This is a genomic window from Brachybacterium phenoliresistens (assembly GCF_039530785.1).
GTDB lineage: Bacteria > Actinomycetota > Actinomycetes > Actinomycetales > Dermabacteraceae > Brachybacterium > Brachybacterium phenoliresistens.
Genome location: NZ_BAAAOW010000002.1, coordinates 264460 through 282850, shown reverse-complemented (window position 1 = coordinate 282850; position 18391 = coordinate 264460). Strand labels below are relative to the sequence as shown.

The 18391-nt window shown below is 73.6% G+C and carries 15 protein-coding genes; 2 read left to right on the top strand and 13 right to left on the bottom strand.

The window, feature by feature from the left end:
* Positions 1 to 37: 37 nt before the first annotated feature.
* From truB to ABD234_RS05700, 7 genes are all read right to left on the bottom strand, one after another.
* Positions 38 to 1018, bottom strand: coding sequence for a tRNA pseudouridine(55) synthase TruB (truB, locus tag ABD234_RS05730; RefSeq protein WP_344354581.1), 981 nt, complete (start codon positions 1016 to 1018; stop codon positions 38 to 40).
* Positions 1015 to 1539, bottom strand: a complete 525-nt coding sequence (gene rbfA / locus ABD234_RS05725) for a 30S ribosome-binding factor RbfA (protein WP_038372461.1) — start codon at positions 1537 to 1539, stop codon at positions 1015 to 1017. The genes truB and rbfA overlap by 4 nt, the downstream gene beginning before the upstream one ends.
* Positions 1532 to 2656, bottom strand: coding sequence for a TRM11 family SAM-dependent methyltransferase (locus tag ABD234_RS05720; protein WP_344354580.1), 1125 nt, complete (start codon positions 2654 to 2656; stop codon positions 1532 to 1534). Before ABD234_RS05720 ends, rbfA begins: the two co-directional genes overlap by 8 nt.
* A 76-nt stretch (positions 2657 to 2732) precedes the next feature.
* A complete protein-coding gene (gene infB, locus ABD234_RS05715) occupies positions 2733 to 5687 on the bottom strand; it encodes a translation initiation factor IF-2 (RefSeq protein WP_344354579.1) in 2955 nt (984 codons plus the stop codon).
* A 95-nt stretch (positions 5688 to 5782) separates the two neighbouring features.
* On the bottom strand, positions 5783 to 6088 hold the full coding sequence (locus ABD234_RS05710; RefSeq protein WP_344354578.1) for a YlxR family protein: 306 nt from the start codon (positions 6086 to 6088) through the stop codon (positions 5783 to 5785).
* Positions 6089 to 6255: 167 nt separating this feature from the next.
* On the bottom strand, positions 6256 to 7281 hold the full coding sequence (gene nusA / locus ABD234_RS05705; protein ID WP_344354576.1) for a transcription termination factor NusA: 1026 nt from the start codon (positions 7279 to 7281) through the stop codon (positions 6256 to 6258).
* A 1-nt stretch (position 7282) separates the two neighbouring features.
* The gene (locus ABD234_RS05700) at positions 7283 to 7858 is read right to left on the bottom strand and encodes a ribosome maturation factor RimP (protein ID WP_051486827.1); all 576 of its coding nucleotides are present in this window, start codon (positions 7856 to 7858) and stop codon (positions 7283 to 7285) included.
* A 151-nt stretch (positions 7859 to 8009) separates the two neighbouring features.
* Here ABD234_RS05700 and ABD234_RS05695 point away from each other — a divergent pair, with 151 nt between their 5' ends.
* Positions 8010 to 9095, top strand: coding sequence for a DUF4439 domain-containing protein (locus ABD234_RS05695; protein ID WP_051486826.1), 1086 nt, complete (start codon positions 8010 to 8012; stop codon positions 9093 to 9095).
* On the opposite strand, the gene ABD234_RS05690 is transcribed toward ABD234_RS05695, so the two are convergent.
* Positions 9092 to 10873 carry a proline--tRNA ligase gene (locus ABD234_RS05690; protein ID WP_344354573.1) on the bottom strand — a complete coding sequence of 594 codons (1782 nt, stop codon included), beginning with the start codon at positions 10871 to 10873 and terminating at the stop codon, positions 9092 to 9094. The genes ABD234_RS05695 and ABD234_RS05690 overlap by 4 nt on opposite strands.
* A gap of 311 nt (positions 10874 to 11184) precedes the next feature.
* Here ABD234_RS05690 and ABD234_RS05685 point away from each other — a divergent pair, with 311 nt between their 5' ends.
* Positions 11185 to 12816 (top strand): ribonuclease J, encoded by a 1632-nt coding sequence (locus tag ABD234_RS05685; protein ID WP_232226321.1) that lies wholly within the window; start codon positions 11185 to 11187, stop codon positions 12814 to 12816.
* A gap of 117 nt (positions 12817 to 12933) precedes the next feature.
* Here the strand turns inward: ABD234_RS05685 and ABD234_RS05680 are convergent, their stop codons facing one another.
* The 5 genes from ABD234_RS05680 to ABD234_RS05660 form a co-directional block, all read right to left on the bottom strand.
* Positions 12934 to 13791: a GNAT family N-acetyltransferase gene (locus ABD234_RS05680; RefSeq protein WP_038372453.1), complete on the bottom strand. Its 858-nt coding sequence runs from the start codon at positions 13789 to 13791 to the stop codon at positions 12934 to 12936.
* Positions 13792 to 14015: 224 nt separating this feature from the next.
* Positions 14016 to 15356, bottom strand: coding sequence for a M50 family metallopeptidase (locus tag ABD234_RS05675; RefSeq protein ID WP_344354569.1), 1341 nt, complete (start codon positions 15354 to 15356; stop codon positions 14016 to 14018).
* Positions 15357 to 15402: 46 nt separating this feature from the next.
* Entirely contained in the window at positions 15403 to 15951 is a 549-nt protein-coding gene (locus ABD234_RS05670; RefSeq protein ID WP_038372450.1) for a DivIVA domain-containing protein, read from the bottom strand.
* A 116-nt stretch (positions 15952 to 16067) separates the two neighbouring features.
* Complete coding sequence (gene rlmN, locus ABD234_RS05665; protein WP_344354567.1) at positions 16068 to 17354, bottom strand: dual-specificity RNA methyltransferase RlmN; 1287 nt, start codon at positions 17352 to 17354, stop codon at positions 16068 to 16070.
* Positions 17351 to 18388, bottom strand: a complete 1038-nt coding sequence (locus ABD234_RS05660) for a phosphatidate cytidylyltransferase (protein ID WP_344354565.1) — start codon at positions 18386 to 18388, stop codon at positions 17351 to 17353. The genes rlmN and ABD234_RS05660 overlap by 4 nt, the downstream gene beginning before the upstream one ends.
* Between the last annotated feature and the right edge of the window lie 3 nt (positions 18389 to 18391).

The window sequence follows — 18391 nt, the reverse complement described above, 5'->3', positions numbered from 1 at the left end:
GTGCGGTGCGCCGGGCGGGAGACCGGGCCGCGTCGGCTCAGGTGCGGGCCTCGGGAGGCACCACCAGGACGGGGCGCAGCAGCCCGTCCCCGGGCTCCTCGCGGACGACCGCGGCGAGGTGCCCCGCCGGGTCGAGGGCGGCCCGGGGGCTCTCCCCCGCCGACCCTGCGGCGGCATCCGCCGCAGCGGGGGCGGAATCCGGCGCAGCGGGGGCGGCATCCGGCGCGGCGGGGCGCAGGGCGCGGACCTGCTTCCCATGGCCCAGGTCCCGAGCCGCGGCCTCGTCGACAGGCACTGTGGGCATCACCCGGGAGGCCGCCGCGCCGAGGCCCAGCAGCGGCAGGTCGACGTCGTCGCCCTCGCCGCGCGCCGGGACGTGCACGGACTCGCCGACGCGGAAGGGGCCGACCTCCTCGCGGCGCAGCGCCGTGAGGTGCCCGCCGACGCCGAGGGCCGTCCCGAGGTCGCGGGCGAGCGCGCGCACGTACGTGCCCGAGCTGCAGGTGACGACCGCGTCGAGGTCGAGGAAGCCGCCCTCGCGCCGGGACGCGGTCACCGCGAAGCGGGAGATCGTCACCGGACGAGCGGCGAGCTGGACGTCCTCCCCCGCCCGGGCACGGGCATAGGCCCGCTTCCCGTCGACCTTGATGGCGCTCACCGTCGAGGGCACCTGGAGGATGTCCCCGCGCAGCGGTGCGAGCGCCGCCTCGACCTGTGCGAGGGAGATCCCGGAGGCGTCACGCGCCGGACCGATCGGCTCGCCCTCGCGGTCGTCGGTGGTGGTGGCGGCGCCCAGGCGGATCGTCGCCGTGTAGGTCTTGGGCAGCCCCACCAGATGGGTGAGCAGCCGTGTCCCCTGACCGATCCCCAGGATCAGCAGGCCGGTGGCCATCGGGTCCAGGGTGCCGGCGTGCCCGACCTTCTTCGTCCCCAGCAGCCAGCGGACGCGGGCGACCACGTCGTGGCTGGTGCGGTCGGGGGCCTTGTCGACCAGGAGGACGCCGTGGGGCGCACTCACGCGCGCGGCTCCTCGGCGTCGCCCTCGCGATCCTCGGAGTCGTGCTCGTCCTCGTCCAGGTCGTCGTCCTCGAGGTCGTCGTCCTCGAGATCGGGGTCGTCCTCGCGCGGCTGGCGGTAGGGATCCGCCTCCCCCGCGTACTGGGCGCCCTCCTTGAGGCCGGAGAGCTCCGCGTCGCGATGACGGGCCTCGACCAGGAGGTCGTCGATGGTCCGGGCGTTCTCGGGGATCGCATCGGCGATGAACTCGAGCGAGGGGGTCAGGCGCACGGTCGTCTGGCGGCCGACCTCGCTGCGCAGCATGCCGGTCGCGCTGCGCAGGGCGGCGGCCGTGCCCTCGCGCTCCTCCTCGGTGCCGTACACGGTGTAGAAGACGGAGGCGTGCTGGAGGTCGCCGGTCACGCGCACGTCGGTGATCGTCACGAAGCCCAGGCGCGGGTCCTTGACCCGGGTGTCCAGGGCGGTCGCCACGATCACCTTGATGCGATCGGCGAGCTTTCGGGCGCGGGGGTTCTCATGCATGGGAGGTCCTTTCCTCGGGGGCGCCGAGCGCACGCAGCGCCTCGGCACGGGGGTGATCGCTGCGTACGGCCAGCAGCACATCACGGTCGATGGCCTGGTCCACGCGGTGGCGGAAGGCGCCGTCGGCGCTGACCACGTCCAGGCCGGCCTCGGCGAGCACGGCGCGCGCCTCGGCGTACGGCGCGGTGCGACGGTTCACGGCCAGCGCCATGCCGGCGCCGGCACGCATGAGCCGGCGCCACACCGGGGCGGCGTCGGCGAGCACCTCGAGCGGGGAGCGGCGCACCGCGCCCCGGTGATGCGCGCCGTGCTGGACGCCGTAGGGGAGATCGGCGACCACGGCGTCCACGCGCCCGTCGGGCAGCACGTGGCCGAGGTCGAGGGTGTCGCAGCCGAGCACGGTGATGCTCTGGCCGCCGGCGCGCAGGGACTGCTTGTCCGGCGCCAGCTGCGCGTCGAACCGGCTGCCGATGGTCCGGCCGTGCACGGTGAGCCGGCGGGCATCGGAGGAGTGCCGGTAGCGGCGACCGCGCGCCCAGGTGAGCAGGAACGTGCGGTACGCGTCGGTGTCCTTGCGGTCCAGCTCCGCGCCGATCGGGCTCAGGCCCAGGCGCAGGGCACGGTTCAGGGTGGTGCCGCGACCGCACATGGGGTCCAACAGCGTCAGGCTGCCCTCCAGCAGGCGATCGCGATGCTCGCTGAGCGCCGCGGCCGTATTGATCAGCAGCGCGGTGAACTGCTCGTTGGTCTTGCCCGGATACTTCAGGGTGGTCTCGAGATCGCTGGGATGGCGCAGCACCGGCGCCAGCGGAACCGGTCGCAGGAGCGGCGTCGGGTCCTGGTCCGCGGGCTCGCCCGCGGCCTCCGGCGGCTCGGCAGGCTCGTACAGCGCCATGACGCCGGACAGGGTCGAGACGACGGGGACGAGCTCCCGGACGGGCGCATCGGCCGTGATCTCCAGGTGGTCGAGCCCGGCGAGGGTGCGCTCGCGCACCCGGATGCCCGCGAAACGGGTCCGCAGGACCCAGTGCGCCTCCTGGACGCACAGAGGCCCTGCGGACTCGGTGTAGACGCGGTTGGCCGAGGGGGCGCGCAGGGCGAGCAGTCTCGTGCTCACGCGGCTCTCCCTCTCTGCCCCGCCGGTGCCTGCGACCCGTGACGGGCGGCCCCGGAGGACCGCCCGTCACGACCGGTCACTTCGCGCCGGCCTGGCGCGGCTTCTCGCGCATCTCGTAGGTGGTGATGACGTCCTCGAGCTGCAGGTCGTTGAAGGAGCCGAGGTTGATACCGCACTCGAATCCCTCGCGGACCTCGGTGACGTCGTCCTTGAAGCGACGCAGCCCCGCGATCTCGAGGTTCTCCGTGATCACCACGCCGTTGCGGGTGATCCTGGCCTTCGCCCCACGACGGATCTCCCCGCTGCGGACGATGGAGCCGGCGATGTTGCCGAACTTGGAGGACCGGAAGATGTCGCGGATCTCCGCGGAGCCCGTCTCGACCTCCTCGTACTCCGGCTTGAGCATGCCCTGCAGAGCCTGCTCGACCTCCTCGATGGCACGGTAGATCACGCTGTAGTACTTGATCTCCACGCCCTCGCGGTCGGCGTACTCCGCGTTCTGGCCCTCCGCGCGCACGTTGAAGCCGATGATCACGGCGTCCGAGGCGACGGCGAGGTTGATGTTGTTCATCGTGATCGCGCCGACGCCGCGGTCGATGATGCGCAGCTGCACATCCTCGCCGACGTCGATGCCCAGCAGCGACTCCTCGAGCGCCTCGACGGAGCCCGCCGCATCGCCCTTGAGGATGAGGTTGAGGGTCTCGACCTTGCCCTCGGCCATGGCCTTGTTGATGTCCTCGAGGCTGATGCGCTTGCGGGACTTCGACAGGGCGGCCGCACGCTTGGCGGCCTCGCGCTTCTCGGCGATCTGGCGGGCGGTGCGGTCGTCCGGGGCGACCAGGAGGGAATCGCCGGCCCCGGGGACCGAGGTCAGACCCAGCACCTGGACGGGACGGGACGGGCCCGCCTCGTCGATCGCATCGCCGTTCTCGTCGAGCATGGCGCGCACGCGGCCGTAGCCGGAGCCGCAGACGATCGAGTCCCCGACCTTCAGCGTGCCCTGCTGGACCAGCACCGTGGCGACCGGGCCGCGACCGCGGTCCAGGTTCGCCTCGATGGAGACGCCGCGGGCGTCCTTGTCCGGGTTCGCCCGCAGGTCGAGCGCGGCGTCCGCGGTGAGCAGGACGGCCTCGAGCAGCGCGTCGATGTTCAGGTTCGCCAGGGCGGAGACCTCGACGAACATGGTGTCGCCGCCGTACTCCTCGGCGATCAGGTTGTACTCGGTCAGCTGCTGGCGGATCTTGTCCGGGTTCGCGCCGTCCTTGTCGATCTTGTTGATCGCAACCACGATCGGGACGTTCGCCGCCTGGGCGTGGTTGAGCGCCTCGATGGTCTGCGGCATGACGCCGTCATCGGCCGCGACCACGAGGATCGCGATGTCGGTGACCTGGGCGCCACGGGCACGCATGGCCGTGAAGGCCTCGTGGCCCGGCGTGTCGATGATGGTGATCGCGCGGTCGGCGCCCTCGTGCTCCACCGACACCTGGTAGGCGCCGATGTGCTGGGTGATGCCCCCGGCCTCGCCGGCGGCCACCTTCGAGCTGCGGATCGTGTCGAGCAGGCGGGTCTTGCCGTGGTCGACGTGACCCATGACGGTGACGACCGGCGGCCGCGGGAGGCGGTCCTCGTCGTCCTCGTCCTCGAGCTCGGCATCGAGGTCGATGTCGAACTGCTCGAGCAGCTCGCGCTCCTCGTCCTCCGGGGAGACGATCTCGATCTTGTAGCCGAGCTCGGTGCCGAGCAGCTGGAAGGTGTCCTCGTCCAGGGACTGGGTGGCCGTGGCCATCTCGCCCATCGCGAAGAGCACCGTGATCAGCGACGCGGGGTTGACGTCGATGCGATCGGCGAAGTCGGTCAGCGAGGCGCCGCGGCGCAGGCGCACCACGGTCGAGCCGTCACCGCGAGGGACCTGCACGCCGCCCGGGGCGGGCGCCTGCATCTGCTCGAACTCCTGGCGCTTCGCGCGCTTCGACTTGCGCGAGCGCGCCGGCTTGCCGCCGCGCCCGAAGGCGCCCTGGGTGCTGCCGCGGCCGCCGCGGCCGGCGCGCAGCGAGCCGCCACCGCCGCCGGGGAAGCCCCCGCCGCCGCCGGGACCGCCGCCGGGACGACCGCCGCCGCCGGCACCGGGACGACCGCGGCCGCCCGGTGCGGGACGTGCTCCGCCGCCCTGACGGGAGTCGGCGAGACCGCCGGAGGAGTGCTGGCGCATGATGCCGGGGGTCGGCATGCCCGGACGGGGCGCACCGCCGCCGGGACGCGGGGCGCCGCCGGGACGGGGCGCGCCCTCGCCGCGGGCCGGACGGCCTGCGGACTGGTCGTTCCCGCCGCGCTGCGGACGCGGACCGCCCGGACGGGGCATGCCCTGCGAGGACGCGAAGGGGTTGTTGCCCGGACGGGCCGGACCGCCGCCGGGGCGCGGGGCACCGCCGCCGCGCGGACGGGGGCCGCCCGGACGGGGCATGCCCTGCGAGGTGGCGAAGGGGTTGTTGCCCGGACGGTTGGAGCCGCCGGGACGCGGCGCGGAGCCCGGCTTGGGGGCGCCGCCGGGGCGGGGCGCGGACTGCTCCTCCGCCGCCGGAGCGGGCTTCGGCTGCGCTCCGGGACGCGGTGCCGCGCCGGGACGGGCGGCGGGGGCGCCGGGACGACGCTCGGACGGCGCCGGGGCGGCGGGGCGCTCCTCGGCCTGCGGGCGATCCGCGGCCGGGGTGCGGGGAGCGGACTGCTCCGCCGGCGATCCGGCGGCCGGGGCCGCGGGCTTCTCGGCGGCAGGGCGCGGCGCCGGCTTGGAGCCGGGCTTGGGCGCGGACGGGCCGCCGGGGCGCGGGGCGCCGGCGGGCTTGGGGGTTGCGGGGCCGCCGGAGCTGCCGGCGGAGTCGCCGGGGAACTGCTCGCGCAGACGGCGGGCGACGGGTGCCTCGATGGTCGACGAGGCGGAGCGGACGAACTCGCCCATGTCCTGCAGCTTCTGCAGAACGACCTTGCTCGGCTGTCCGAGCTCCTTGGCGAGCTCGTGGACGCGGACCTTAGCCACATTTCTCCTGTCTCGGTCCGGCCGACAAGAGGGCGCGGACCATTAATTCCTGAGGGTGCTCATGCTCGAGTACTCATCGGATGTCCATGGTTCTTCTACCTTTTCCACGATGTGGTGGGGGCGAGCTCCTCGAGGTCTCCCACGAGAAGCCCGGTGTCGACCGCGCCCCGGAAGGACCGGGCCAGGCCGCCCCGCGTGATGGCGAGGTCGAGGCACTGCGCGTCGGCGTGGATCCAGGCCCCGCGTCCGGGTGCCGACCGCGAGGGGTCGTACCGGATGCGCGGCGCGGCTCCGGAGAGGGTCTCCTCCCGGACCAGGCGCAGCAGCTGCGCGCGGGGGGCGGCCTTGCGGCAGCCGACGCACGTGCGCTCGGGACCGGTGCGCTCCGCGTCATGTCCCACGTGCGCACCTCCGTTCCCAGCGCCTCCGCGCCCCCTGCCCGGCCCGCGAGGCGAGCCGGCCGATGAGGCGTGAACAGCCTCCCCAGTGTAGCGGACGGCGTCCGGGACCGGCGGGCCGGGGAGGCGTGGGCCACATCGCACCGCCCGGCCTCCCCGCGGCCGGCGGCTCAGGAGGGCGGATCCTCCGGGGCGGGCGCCGGCGCGACGGCGACATGGGCGCTGTCCTCCCCCGCCCCCTCGGGACGGATGTCGATCTTCCAGCCCGTGAGCTTGGCCGCGAGGCGCGCGTTCTGCCCCTCCTTGCCGATCGCGAGGGAGAACTGGTTCTCCGGGACCGTCGCGCGGACGGCGCGGCCGACCTCGTCGATGACCACGACGCTGGTCACCCGCGAGGGCGAGAGGGCATGGGCGACATAGCTCGCCGGGTCCTCGTCGAAGTCGACGATGTCGATCTTCTCGCCGCCGAGCTCGTTCATGACCGCACGCACGCGCGCGCCCATCGGCCCGATGCAGGCGCCCTTGGCGTTCAGCCCGGGGATCGTCGCCCGCACGGCGATCTTCGTGCGGTGGCCGGCCTCGCGCGCCAGGCCGGCGATCTCGACCGAGCCGTCGGCGACCTCGGGGACCTCGAGCGCGAACAGGCGCCGCACCAGGTTCGGGTGCGAGCGCGAGAGCGTGATCTGGGGGCCCTTCATGCCGCGGCGGGCCTCCACGACGTAGGCGCGGATCCGGCGGCCGTGGGAGTAGTCCTCCCCCGGCACGCGCTCGTGCGGGGGCAGCACCGCCTCGACGCCGCCGAGGTCCACCAGGACCATGCGCGGGTCGCGGCCCTGCTGGATCACGCCGGAGACGATGTCCTCGGTGCGGTCGGCGTACTCGCCCAGCACCGCCTCGTCCTCGAGCTCGCGGATGCGCTGGAAGATGACCTGCCGCGCGGTGGACGCGGCCACCCGGCCGAAGTTCTCGGGGGTGTCGTCCCACTCCTCGACGATGTTGCCCTCGCCGTCGAGCTCGCGGGCGAGCACCGAGACCGCGCCGGTCTTCTCGTCGATGACGACCTCGGAGTCCTTCACCGGATGGTCCGTGTGCAGGTAGGCGGCGTGCAGCGCCCGGCGGATCGCGTCCAGCAGCACGGGCAGGCTGATGTCCCGCTCGCGCTCCAGCGCGCGCAGTGCGCCCATATCGATGTCCATGTCAGCGCTCCTTCGTAGGGGTGTCGGTGCTCGTCGCGCCGTGCGCGTCGCCCGGAGGGGCGGAGAACTCGATCTCGACGCGGGCGCTCTCGACGTCCGCGATCGGCAGGTCCAGGACCTCCGGGGTGCCGGCGGGGAGGCGCTGCGGCCGGCCGCGGGAGTCCAGGGGGCGCTGCGGGCGCAGGCGCAGGACATCGCCGTCGACGTCCTCCAGGCGGGCCAGCAGCTCGGTGCCGTCGGTGCGCACCAGGCGCACGAGGCGGGTCCGGGCGCGGCGGAAGTGCCGGGGCTCGCTCAGCACGCGCTCCGCGCCGGGGGTGGTGACCTCCAGCACGGACGGGCCGGGGCCGATGAGGGACTCGTCCTCGTCCAGCAGCGCGGAGATCTCCCGGGAGGCGTCCGCGACGGTGTCGAGGTCGGCGCTGCCGATCCGATCCTCGGGCAGGTCCACGACGACGCGGATCTCGGTGGTGCCGCCGCGCGTGCGCAGGCTCAGCTCCTCGAGCACGAGCTCGTGCCGGGCGAGGATCGAGGAGATCGGTCCGTCCAGCGCGGCGGGCATGTGCTCATCGGTCATGCGGAGCTCTCCTCGTCTTGATTTGTCATGCGCCCCTGCGGCGGCTCCCGGCGCGCCGGAAGCGCAGCGGATGCGTGGTCCAGCCTATCGCGAGCGGCCGCGCTCGCGCCCCGAGGCGGGCCGGTCAGGACCGGATGCGAGAATCAGCACCGTGACCCGTGCCGCCCGCCGCTCCCGTCCGCACCCGAGCTCCCCCGTCACGGCCCGCCGGTCCCTGCTGCTCGCGGCGGGCGTCGGGAGCCTGGGCCTCGCCACGGGCTGCGCCCGGCTCCCGGTGCGCCTGGGGCAGCCGGACGCCTACACGCCGCCGCCCCCGGGGATCGACGACCTGTACCGGGTCGATCTGCTCGACGCCCTCGCGCAGGCGATCGCGCTGGCCGGCTCCGCGAGCGACGTGCGCGCGGCCCAGGCCGAGCTGCCCGACCTCCTCGTGGGCGCCCTGCAGGAGCAGCGCGGGGCGCTGCTGACCGGCGCCGAGGCCGAGGACGAGACCTCTGCGGCGGCGTCCGGGGGCGCGGAGTCCCCCACCGTCGCGGCCCCCACCGCCATGGCCTCCGACGGCGGCGGGGCGACGGTCGACGCGGTCGCCCTGGTCGCCTCCCTGGTCGCCCTGCGGGATCTGTGCGTGCAGGCGGCTCGGCAGGTCTCGGGCTCGCTGTCGCGGCCCGTCACCGCGATCGGGGCATGGACGGCCTGGGCGACGGCCCGGCTGGTGGCGCTGCTGCCGCAGGCGGCATCGGCCCTGACCCCTCTGCCCGCACCCGAGGACGTGGTCCCGACCCGCGAGGTGCCCGAGACCGATCCCCCCTCGGTCGGCGCCCAGGTCGACTTCCACGGCACCCTCGAGACCGCGCAGACGGACGAGTGGTACGTCGGCTACGTGTACGAGGTGCTGGCCGCACGCAGCGGGGGAAGCACCCGCGAGGCGCACCTGGCCGCCCGCGACCTGCACCGCTCGCGGGCCGAGCAGCTCGCCGCGATCGCCGTCGAGGCCGGGGCCCCGGTGCCGGTGCGCCAGGCCGTCTACCCGCTGCCGAGCTCCTTCGGGTCCGCCGCAGGCATCGACGCCTGGCCGTCCCAGGCGTCGCACGATCTCCTGACCACGTACCTCGCCCTGGTGGGCGCCGCCCCCTTCGCGCAGCGACCGCTGCCGATCGTGGTCGCGCTGACCGAGGCGGCGGCGCTCGCCCCGCACGTCGGCCGGCTCGAGGCGCTGCCCTCCTTCGACGAGGACTAGGCGCGGACCTCCGCGAGGGTCTCCTCGACGACCTCGGACAGCGCCACGTTCCGCGAGGTGCCGCCGGCGCGGTCGCGCAGCTCGACCGTGCCCTCGGCCAGCCCCCGCCCCACGACCACGGAGGTGGGGATGCCCAGCAGCTCGGCGTCCTTGAACTTCACGCCCGGGGACACCTTGGGGCGGTCGTCGTAGAGGACCGTGAGCCCGGCGGCCTCGAGGGCGAGGGCGATCCTCTCGGCCTCCTCGAAGACGGCGGCGTCCTTCCCGGTGGCGAGGACGTGGACATCGGCCGGGGCCACGGCGCGCGGCCAGGCGAGGCCCTTCTCGTCGTGGTGGGTCTCGGCCAGGGCCGCCACCGCGCGGGTGACGCCGATCCCGTAGGAGCCCATGGTGACCGTGGCCTGCTTGCCGTTCTCGTCGAGGACCTTCAGATCCAGCGCCTCGGCGTACTTGCGGCCCAGCTGGAAGATGTGCCCCATCTCCATGCCGCGGGTCTTGCGCAGCGGGCCGGAGCCGTCGGGGGCCGGGTCGCCGTCGCGCACCTCGGCGGCCTCGATGGTGCCGTCGGCGGTGAAGTCGCGGCCGTACACCAGGTCGTAGACGTGCTTGTCCGCCTCGCCGGCGCCCGCGACCCAGCGGCTGCCGGGCACGACCCGCGGATCCACCAGGTACCGGATCTTCGAGGGCGCGTCGAGGCCGAGGCCCTCCGGGCCGATGAATCCCTTGGCCAGCACCGGGTAGCGGGCGAAGTCCTCGTCGGTGAAGGGCGCGGCGATCGCCGGGGCCAGCGAGGACTCCAGTCGCTTGGGGTCGACCTCGCGGTCGCCGGGCAGGGCGATGACCAGCGGCTCGGTGGAGCCGTCGGGCATGGTGAGCATGTAGACGAGGTGCTTGAGCATCTCGTAGCGGGTCCACTCCCCCGAGGGCGCGACCGGCCCCTGCCCCGGGAACGCCTGGTTGGAGAAGTCCGTGAGGGCGGCGATCGTGCTGGCGCCCGGCGTCTGCTCGACATGGGCGGCCGGCAGCGCGGCGATCTCCTCCGCCGACAGCGAGGCCGGAGGCAGCGTGGTGACGGCCTCGACGTTGGCGGCGTACCCGCCGTCGGAGACCACGAAGGTGTCCTCGCCGACGGGGGTCGGGTGCAGGAACTCCTCGGAACGGGAGCCGCCCATGGCGCCCGCATCGGCCTGGCAGATCACCGTCTCCAGCCCCAGGCGCGCGAAGATCCGCTGGTAGGCGGCGCGCTGGGCGGCGTAGGACGCCTCCAGCCCCTGGTCGGAGATGTCGAAGGAGTAGGCGTCCTTCATGACGAACTCGCGCACCCGCAGCAGACCGGCGCGGGGACGGGCCTCGTCGCGGTACTTCGTCTGGATCTGGTACAGCGTGGTCGGCAGGTCCTTGTAGGAGTTGAACAGGTCCTTGACCGTGAGCGCGAACATCTCCTCGTGGGTGGGCGCGAGCAGGTAGTCCTCGCCGCGCCGGTCCTGGAGGCGGAACAGCAGCGGGCCGTACTCCTCCCAGCGGCCGGTCGCCTCGTAGGGCGCGCGCGGCTGCAGCGCCGAGAACAGCACCTCCTGGCCGCCGGCGGCGTCCATCTCCTCGCGCACGATCTGCTCGACCTTGCGCAGCACCTTCAGACCCAGCGGCAGCCACGTGTAGACGCCGGCGGCGCTGCGGCGGATATAGCCGGCGCGCACGAGCAGCTTGTGGCTGGCGACCTCGGCGTCGGACGGATCCTCACGCAGGGTGCGGATGAACGACGAGGACATGCGGATCATGGGCGGGCCTTTCACGATGACGGGTGACGTCATCGTAGTAGAGCGGCGACCCCCTCACGGACAGGGCCGGGCACCCGGATCGCCGCGGAACCGGCCGCCCCCGACCGGCCAGGAGTGACGTGCATCGGATCCGGGGATCCGGGACCCCGGCCCGGCGCCCGCCGTGCCGTACCGTGACGGTGTACCTCGCTGCGCCCACGTGAGCGCGCGAGCACCGAACTTCGACCGCAGTCCCCCCTTTCGAGAGAGAGTCCTCCATGCCCCTCGGCCATCGTCACCTCACCGCACCCCCGCGCCTGCCCAAGGGAGGGATGCGCATCACCGCCCTGGGCGGCCTCGGCGAGGTCGGCCGGAACATGACCGTGTTCGAGCACGCCGGCCGGCTGCTCATCGTGGACTGCGGCGTGCTCTTCCCCGAGGAGCACCAGCCGGGCATCGACGTGATCCTGCCCGACTTCACCTCGCTGCGCGACCGCCTCGACGACATCGACGCCATCGTCCTCACCCACGGGCACGAGGACCACATCGGCGGCGTTCCGTACCTGCTCAAGGAGCGGGCCGACATCCCGATCATCGGCTCCGAGCTCACGCTGGCGTTCATCACCGCGAAGCTCAAGGAGTTCCGCATCACCCCCAAGACCATCCAGGTCGCCGCCGGGGAGCGCCGCACGGCCGGAGGCTTCGACCTCGAGTTCGTCGCGGTCAACCACTCCATCCCCGACGGCCTCGCGGTGGCGATCCGCACCCGCGCGGGCCTGGTGCTGCACACCGGCGACTTCAAGATGGACCAGTTCCCCCTGGACGACCGGATCACCGACCTGCGCGCCTTCGCCCGCCTCGGCGAGGAGGGCGTCGACCTCTTCCTCACCGACTCCACCAACGCCGAGGTCCCGGGGTTCACCATGTCCGAGCGGGACCTCACCCCCGCGATCGACAAGGTCTTCGCCTCCTCCCCGCGCCGGATCATCGTCTCGAGCTTCGCCAGCCACGTGCACCGCATCCAGCAGGTGCTCGACGCCGCCCACGCCAACGGCCGCAAGGTCGCCTTCGTCGGCCGGTCGATGGTGCGCAACATGGGGATCGCCCGCGACCTGGGCTACCTGAACATCCCCAAGGGCCTGGTCGTCGACTTCCGCAAGATCCAGTCGATGCCCGACCACAAGATCACCCTGATCTGCACCGGGTCGCAGGGCGAGCCGATGGCCGCGCTGGCCCGCATGGCCAACGGCGACCACCAGATCCAGGTCGGCGAGGGCGACACCGTGCTGCTGGCCAGCTCGCTGATCCCCGGCAACGAGAACGCCATCTACGGGATCATCAACAAGCTCATCGACCTCGGCGCGAACATCGTCCACAAGGGCAACGCCAAGGTCCACGTCTCCGGCCATGCCAGCGCCGGCGAGCTCGTCTACTGCTACAACATCGTGCGCCCCAAGAACGTCATGCCGGTGCACGGCGAGTCCAAGCACCTCCATGCCAACGCCGAGCTCGCGCGGCGCACCGGCGTGCCGGCGGAGAACGTCGTGGTGGTCTCCGACGGCGTCACCGTCGACCTCGTCAAGGGCCGCGCCCGCGTCTCGGGGAAGGTCCCGGCCGGGCTGGTCTACGTCGACGGGCAGACGATCGGCACCGCCACCGAGGACACCCTCGCCGAGCGCCGGCTGCTCGGCGACGGCGGCGTCGTCACCGTGGTGGCCCTGCTGGACCCCAAGACGAACCAGCCCGCCGAGCCGCTGGAGTTCCTCACCAAGGGCTTCGTGCACGACGACCACACCTTCGACGGCGCCTCGGTCGCCGTGTCGAAGGCGCTCAAGCACGCCACCCCGGACCAGGTCGACGACATCGGCGCCCTGGAGAAGATCATCGTCGAGGCGGTCAGCTCCTACCTGCGCCGCACCTACCGCCGCGAGCCCGCGGTGATGGCGGTCGTCGTCGACGCCTGATCCCGCGGAGATCCCGGCACGCCGGCCGGACGGGGCGGGGGCATCCACCAGGCGGTGGACGCCCCCGCCTCGTCCTGTTCGCGAGGGAGCACCGGGAGCCCGGTGGCCTCCGGGCGCTCAGAACAGGATCGTGGCGAGCTCGCCGGCCTGGGTGAAGCCGGCGGCGGCATAGGCGCGGCGCGCCGGATCGTTGAAGTCGTTGACGTACAGCGAGACCTGCGGGGCGTGGTCCCGGCGGACCAGCTCGACCATCTCCCGCATGGCCCGCCGCGCGATGCCCTGGCCGCGCAGCGGCGGCGGCACCCACACCCCGTGGATCTGGGCGACAGGGCCGAAGATCGCCCCGACGTCGGCCTTGAAGCAGATCTCGCCGTCGCGCTCGACGATGTAGGTGCGCCCCGCGCCGACGAGCGCGCGCACGCGCGCCCAGTAGGCCCGGCCGCCGTCGAAGGCGGTGGGATCCGTGCCGACCTCCTCGCGGAACATCGCCACGGCGTGGTGGTACACCTCCTCGGCGTCCTCGGGCCGGGCGGGGCGCACGGCGAGCCCGCCGTCGCCCGGCAGCGCTCCCGGGGCCTCGGTCGCCACCAGCAGCGGCTGGCTCCACCGGTACTCGCGCACCATCGGCCCCCAGCGCGGGGCCAGGGTGCGCCAGACCCGTTCGACGGCGCGCCGCTCCCCCACCACCGAGCTCGCCCGGCGCCTCCCGGTCGCGACGGAGGCGGCGAGGTCGTCCAGGACCGCGTCGTCCTGCGCCATCGGCGAGAGGTTCACGCCGTTCCACAGCAGCCCGGTCGGGGCGTCCTCGGGACCGGTCCGGCTGAACTCGTGCGCCAGGCTCGCCGTGCCGCGCAGCTCCATCAGCCGCGCCCCGGGCAGGGCGTTCACCAGCGGATCCCGCAGGGCGTGGCGCAGCGCCGCGGCCTCGCCGTCGTGCCGCACGGGTCGCACCCGTGCCTCGGACCGTCGGAACATGCGCGCCTCAGCCACCGTGCTCCGTGCCCGCACGGCGGTGCACGGCGCCGTGGGGCACGAGGCGGGGCGCGGCCACGGCGGGCGCACGGCCCGGCCGGGGCGCAGGGCCGGTTGCGGTCATCGCCCCATTATGTGGCACCGATCGGCTCATCGGGGACGGTCCGGGGAGCGCCGTGCTCCCGGGCACGGCGGCGCATGCCGCGGGCCGCGCCGGCGGGGTGCAGTCAGGGGAAGAGGGTGATGGGCTTGACGATGTCCGCATACAGCAGCAGCACCGTCATCACCAGGAACACCGAGGCGACCGCATAGGTCAGCGGCAGCAGCCGCGACATGTCCACCGGCCCCGGGTCGGGGCGCCCGCGCAGACGGGCCCACGCGCGCCGCACCCCTTCGACGAGGGCGCCGAGGACATGGCCGCCGTCCAGCGGCATCAGGGGGATCAGGTTGAAGACGAACAGGGCCATGTTCAACGAGGCGAGCATCGACAGCAGGGTCGCGATCTTCTCCCGCAGCTCGAAGCCGGGCTGCTCGGCGGCGGCGACCTCCCCCGCGAGGCGGGACACGCCCACCACGCCGATGGGACCGTTCGGGTCGCGCTCCTGGGTGCCGAAGGCGGCCTGCCCCACCTCCCACAGGCGCACCGGGAGGCTGATGACGATCCGGGCGGTGCCGGTGAACGCCTCCCAGGCCATGCCCGGAACCCGGGCGGGCGACTGCCGTACCAGGTCCGGGGTGCCGGCGACGCCCAGGAATCCCACCTGCTCGGTGACGAGCTCGCCGTCCGCGTCGAGCACGGCGCGGCCGTCGGCGTCCAGCACCGGCCGGGCGTCGACGATCGGGGTGGCCTGCAGGGTCAGCTGCTCGCCGTCCCGGGAGACGACGACGTCGACGGTGCGGTCGCCGGCGGCCCGCACCGAGGCCGTCACGTCGCCCCAGCCGTCGATGTCCCGACCATCGATGCTCAGCAGCACGTCCCCGGGCTCGATGCCCGCGGCGGCCGCGGGCGCCGGCGGCATGCCCTCGCAGCTGGTGCCCTCCGGCGCATCGGCCGGCAGCACGCACTGCGAGACGGTGCTCACCGTCGGGGTGACGCCCGGCAGACCGATGCCGCACACCAGCACGCCCAGGATCAGCACCGACAGCACCAGGTTCATGGCGGGCCCGCCGAGCATGACGACGAGCTTCTTGGGCACCGCGAGTGCGCTGAAGGTGCGGTGCGCGTCCTCCGGGCCGTACTGGGATGCCTCCCAGTCCTTCGCCTCCGCGGACATCTGCTGGAAGAACCCGGTGGAATGCTCGCGGATGGTCCCCGGGGCGTCGTCGCGGCGCGGCGGGTACATGCCGATCATCCGGATGTAGCCGCCCAGCGGCAGCGCCTTGATCCCGTACTCCGTCTCGCCGCGCCGGCGCGCGAGCACGGTGGGGCCGAAGCCGATCATGTACTGGGTCACGCGCACGCCGAAGGCCTTCGCGGGGACCAGGTGCCCGAGCTCGTGCAGGGCGATGGACACCGCCAGCCCCACGGCGATCGCCAGCACGCCCAGGACGAACAGCAGGACGCTCATGCGCGGGGTGCCCGGCGGGGCGGCCGCGGCGCCCGGGGTCCACGGGTCACGGCACGGACGCCATCACATCCGCGACATGGTCGAGGTACACGTCGACCACGGCCTCCTGGTAGCCGACCGGGCCCTTGCGGCGGCGGAAGGCCGCCCGGCGGACGTCGTCCACGCTCATCGGCAGCCCGTCGGTGAAGTAGGCGATCAGCTGGTCGCAGAGGGCGTCGACATCGGCCATGTCGTAGGAGGGCTCGCCCGCGGAGGCCGGGGCGAAGCGCTGCCCGGCCGGGCGCTCGAGACGCTCCTTGAGGGCCTCGGCGCGCTCGGTCAGCTGGGCGATCCACGCGGCCTCGCCCTCGCGGGCGATCGCCTCGTCGCGGGCCTGCAGCGCGAACGCGTCGGAGAGGCGGTCCAGCGCCTCGTCCACGGTGCGCATGTCGTAGCCGCCGCGCTCGGTGCCGAAGCTCGCCGTGGCGACATCGGAGCCGTCGAACGAGGGGTCCTTGCTCTCGTAGGCGCTGCGGGCCCGCGAGAGGAAATCGTCGACCTCCGCCGTCGCATAGCCCACGCTGAAGCGCGAGACGCGCTCGAAGGATGTGCTCACCTGTGGTCCTTCCTCGATGCCGGAACGGGTACCACTGTAACCATCCGGGGACTGTCCTCCTGGGAGGCCGCCCCGCTCCGCGGACGGGGCGGGCGCGGCCGGGCCGGCGGCCGCGGTCACGAGTCCTGGGTCGCGATCGCCTCGACCCGGGCGACTCGCGCCTCGCGGTCCGCGCGATGGGCGTCGGACTCGAGCACCTCCGCGGCCAGCTGGCCGCAGGCGCCGTCGATGTCCGAGCCGCGGGTGTCGCGGATCGTGGCGCGGATCCCGGCCGCGCGCAGGGTCTCCACGAAGCGCCTCTCGACGAAGGGATCCGATGCCGTCCACTTCGAGCCCTTCACGGGGTTCAGCGGGATCGGGTTCACGTGCACCCAGCCGGTGCCGCCCTTGGCGATGAGACGGTCCGCGAGCAGCTGCGCCCGATGGGCCTGGTCGTTGATGTCGCGGATCAGCGCGTACTCGATGCTCACCCGGCGGCCCGTGGCCTGGAAGTACTCGTGGGCGGCCGAGAGGATCTCGTCCACGTCGAAGCGCGTGTTGATGGGCACCAGCTCGTCGCGCAGGGCGTCGTCCGGGGCGTGGAGGGAGACCGCGAGCGTCACCGGGATCTCCTCCTTGATGAGCTTGCGGACCGCCGGGGCCAGGCCGACGGTGGAGACGGTGATGCTGCGCGCGCTCATCCCGAAGCCCTCCGGCGAGGGGGCGTTCAGGCGCTTGCAGACCGTCGCCACGGGGCGGTAGTTCGCCAGCGGCTCGCCCATGCCCATGAAGACGATGTTGCTCACGCGGGTGACGGGGTTCTCGCCCTCCTGGGCGGGGACCTCCCCGGCCGCGAGCTTGGCGTTGGCGATGCGGACCTGCTCGAGGATCTCCGCGGCGGAGAGGTTGCGGGTCAGGCCCATCTGCCCGGTCGCGCAGAACGGGCAGTTCATGCCGCAGCCGGCCTCCGAGGAGATGCACAGCGTGACCCGGCCCGTGTAGCGCATGAGCACCGACTCCACGAGGGATCCGTCGAACAGGCGCCAGAGCATCTTCTGCGTGGCGCCGTGGTCGGCGGCCTGCATCGAGACCAGCTCGAGCAGCGGCGGGAAGAAGCGCTCGACGAGCGTGGCGCGCAGATCCTTGGGGATGTCCGTGAGGTCGTCCGGATCGGTCGTCGCGTGGTCGAAGTAGTGCTTGGACAGCTGGTTGGCCCGGAAGGCGGGCAGGCCCATCTCCACCACGGCGGCGCGCCGCTCCGCGAGGGTGAGGTCGGCCAGGTGCGAGGGGGCCTTGCCGCGGCGGGTGGGCCGCAGCTGCAGCTGGCCGGGGGCCAGGGCGACCTTCTCCCCCGGCACGGCCTCCCGGGAGAGGTCGGGCAGGTCGACGGGGCGGCGGGAGGGGTCGGAACCGGTGGCGCTCATGGGAGCAGGATCTCCAGGAGGATGTAGGTGCAGGGGGCGGCGAGAAGGATGGAGTCGACGCGGTCCAGGACCCCGCCGTGCCCGGGCAGCAGGTGCCCCATGTCCTTGAGGCCCAGGTCGCGCTTGATGAGGGACTCGGCGAGATCCCCGCAGGTCGAGACGACCACGATGACGGCGCCGAGGATCAGCCCCGCCCACCAGGGCGCCCCCAGCCCGAGGACCATGACGCCGACGGCGCTCGCGACGCCGATGACGAGGGAGCCGGCGAAGCCCTCCCAGCTCTTCTTCGGGCTGATCCCCGGGGCCATCGGATGCGCCCCGAACAGGACGCCGGCGACGTAGCCCCCCACATCGTTGGCGACGGGGACGACGATCGCCAGCAGCACGGCGAAGGCGCCGGCGGGACGGTCGTGCAGGAGCAGCAGGAAGCAGCCGAGGAAGGGGATCCACGCGATCGTGAGCACGCCCGCGCACACGTCGCGCAGCGCCGGCAGGCCGAGGGACTCCGAGACCCGCCAGACGATGAGCACGCAGATCGCGACGGCGGTCGCCACGATCAGGCCGTCCACCCCGAACACGACGGCCGAGACGACCATGCCGATGCCGCCGACGAGGACGGGCATCGCCGGGACCTGCAGGCCGCCCTGGCCCAGGGCGCGGGTCAGCTCGAGCACCCCCAGCACGATGCCGACGGCCACCACCGCGGGAAGGGCCGCAGGCAGCAGGAACAGCGTGCCCAGGACGACCGCGCCGAGACCGAGACCGACCCCGATCGCCGCCGGGAGGTTGCGCCCCGGCCCCCGACGGGCGCCGTGGCTCTCCGCCCCGTCCCCGCCGGCCGAGCGCGCCTCGGCGGCCTTCTGCACGCGCGAGCGGGCATCGGCCTCCTGGGCGCGGGCGAGGACCGCGCTGTGCCGGATCCCGCCCGTGCCCGCACCGTGACGGTCGGGGCGCCCGGGGACGCCGACGACCGCCTCGGCGGGTGCCGAGGCGGTCTGCGGGCCGCCGGGCTGCGGCGGGGTCGGGGAGGTCACGGG

What these genes read in the sequence shown, in the direction of transcription:
- ABD234_RS05680 (WP_038372453.1), bottom strand. Translation starts at nt 13,791, where the DNA reads ATGTTCCGACGGTCCGAGGCACGGGTGCGACCCGTGCGGCACGACGGC.
- ABD234_RS05675 (WP_344354569.1), bottom strand. Translation starts at nt 15,356, where the DNA reads ATGAGCGTCCTGCTGTTCGTCCTGGGCGTGCTGGCGATCGCCGTGGGG.
- ABD234_RS05685 (WP_232226321.1), top strand. Translation starts at nt 11,185, where the DNA reads ATGCGCATCACCGCCCTGGGCGGCCTCGGCGAGGTCGGCCGGAACATG.
- nusA (WP_344354576.1), bottom strand. Translation starts at nt 7,281, where the DNA reads ATGGACATCGATATGGGCGCACTGCGCGCGCTGGAGCGCGAGCGGGAC.
- rlmN (WP_344354567.1), bottom strand. Translation starts at nt 17,354, where the DNA reads ATGAGCGCCACCGGTTCCGACCCCTCCCGCCGCCCCGTCGACCTGCCC.
- ABD234_RS05700 (WP_051486827.1), bottom strand. Translation starts at nt 7,858, where the DNA reads ATGACCGATGAGCACATGCCCGCCGCGCTGGACGGACCGATCTCCTCG.
- rbfA (WP_038372461.1), bottom strand. Translation starts at nt 1,539, where the DNA reads ATGCATGAGAACCCCCGCGCCCGAAAGCTCGCCGATCGCATCAAGGTG.
- ABD234_RS05690 (WP_344354573.1), bottom strand. Translation starts at nt 10,873, where the DNA reads ATGATCCGCATGTCCTCGTCGTTCATCCGCACCCTGCGTGAGGATCCG.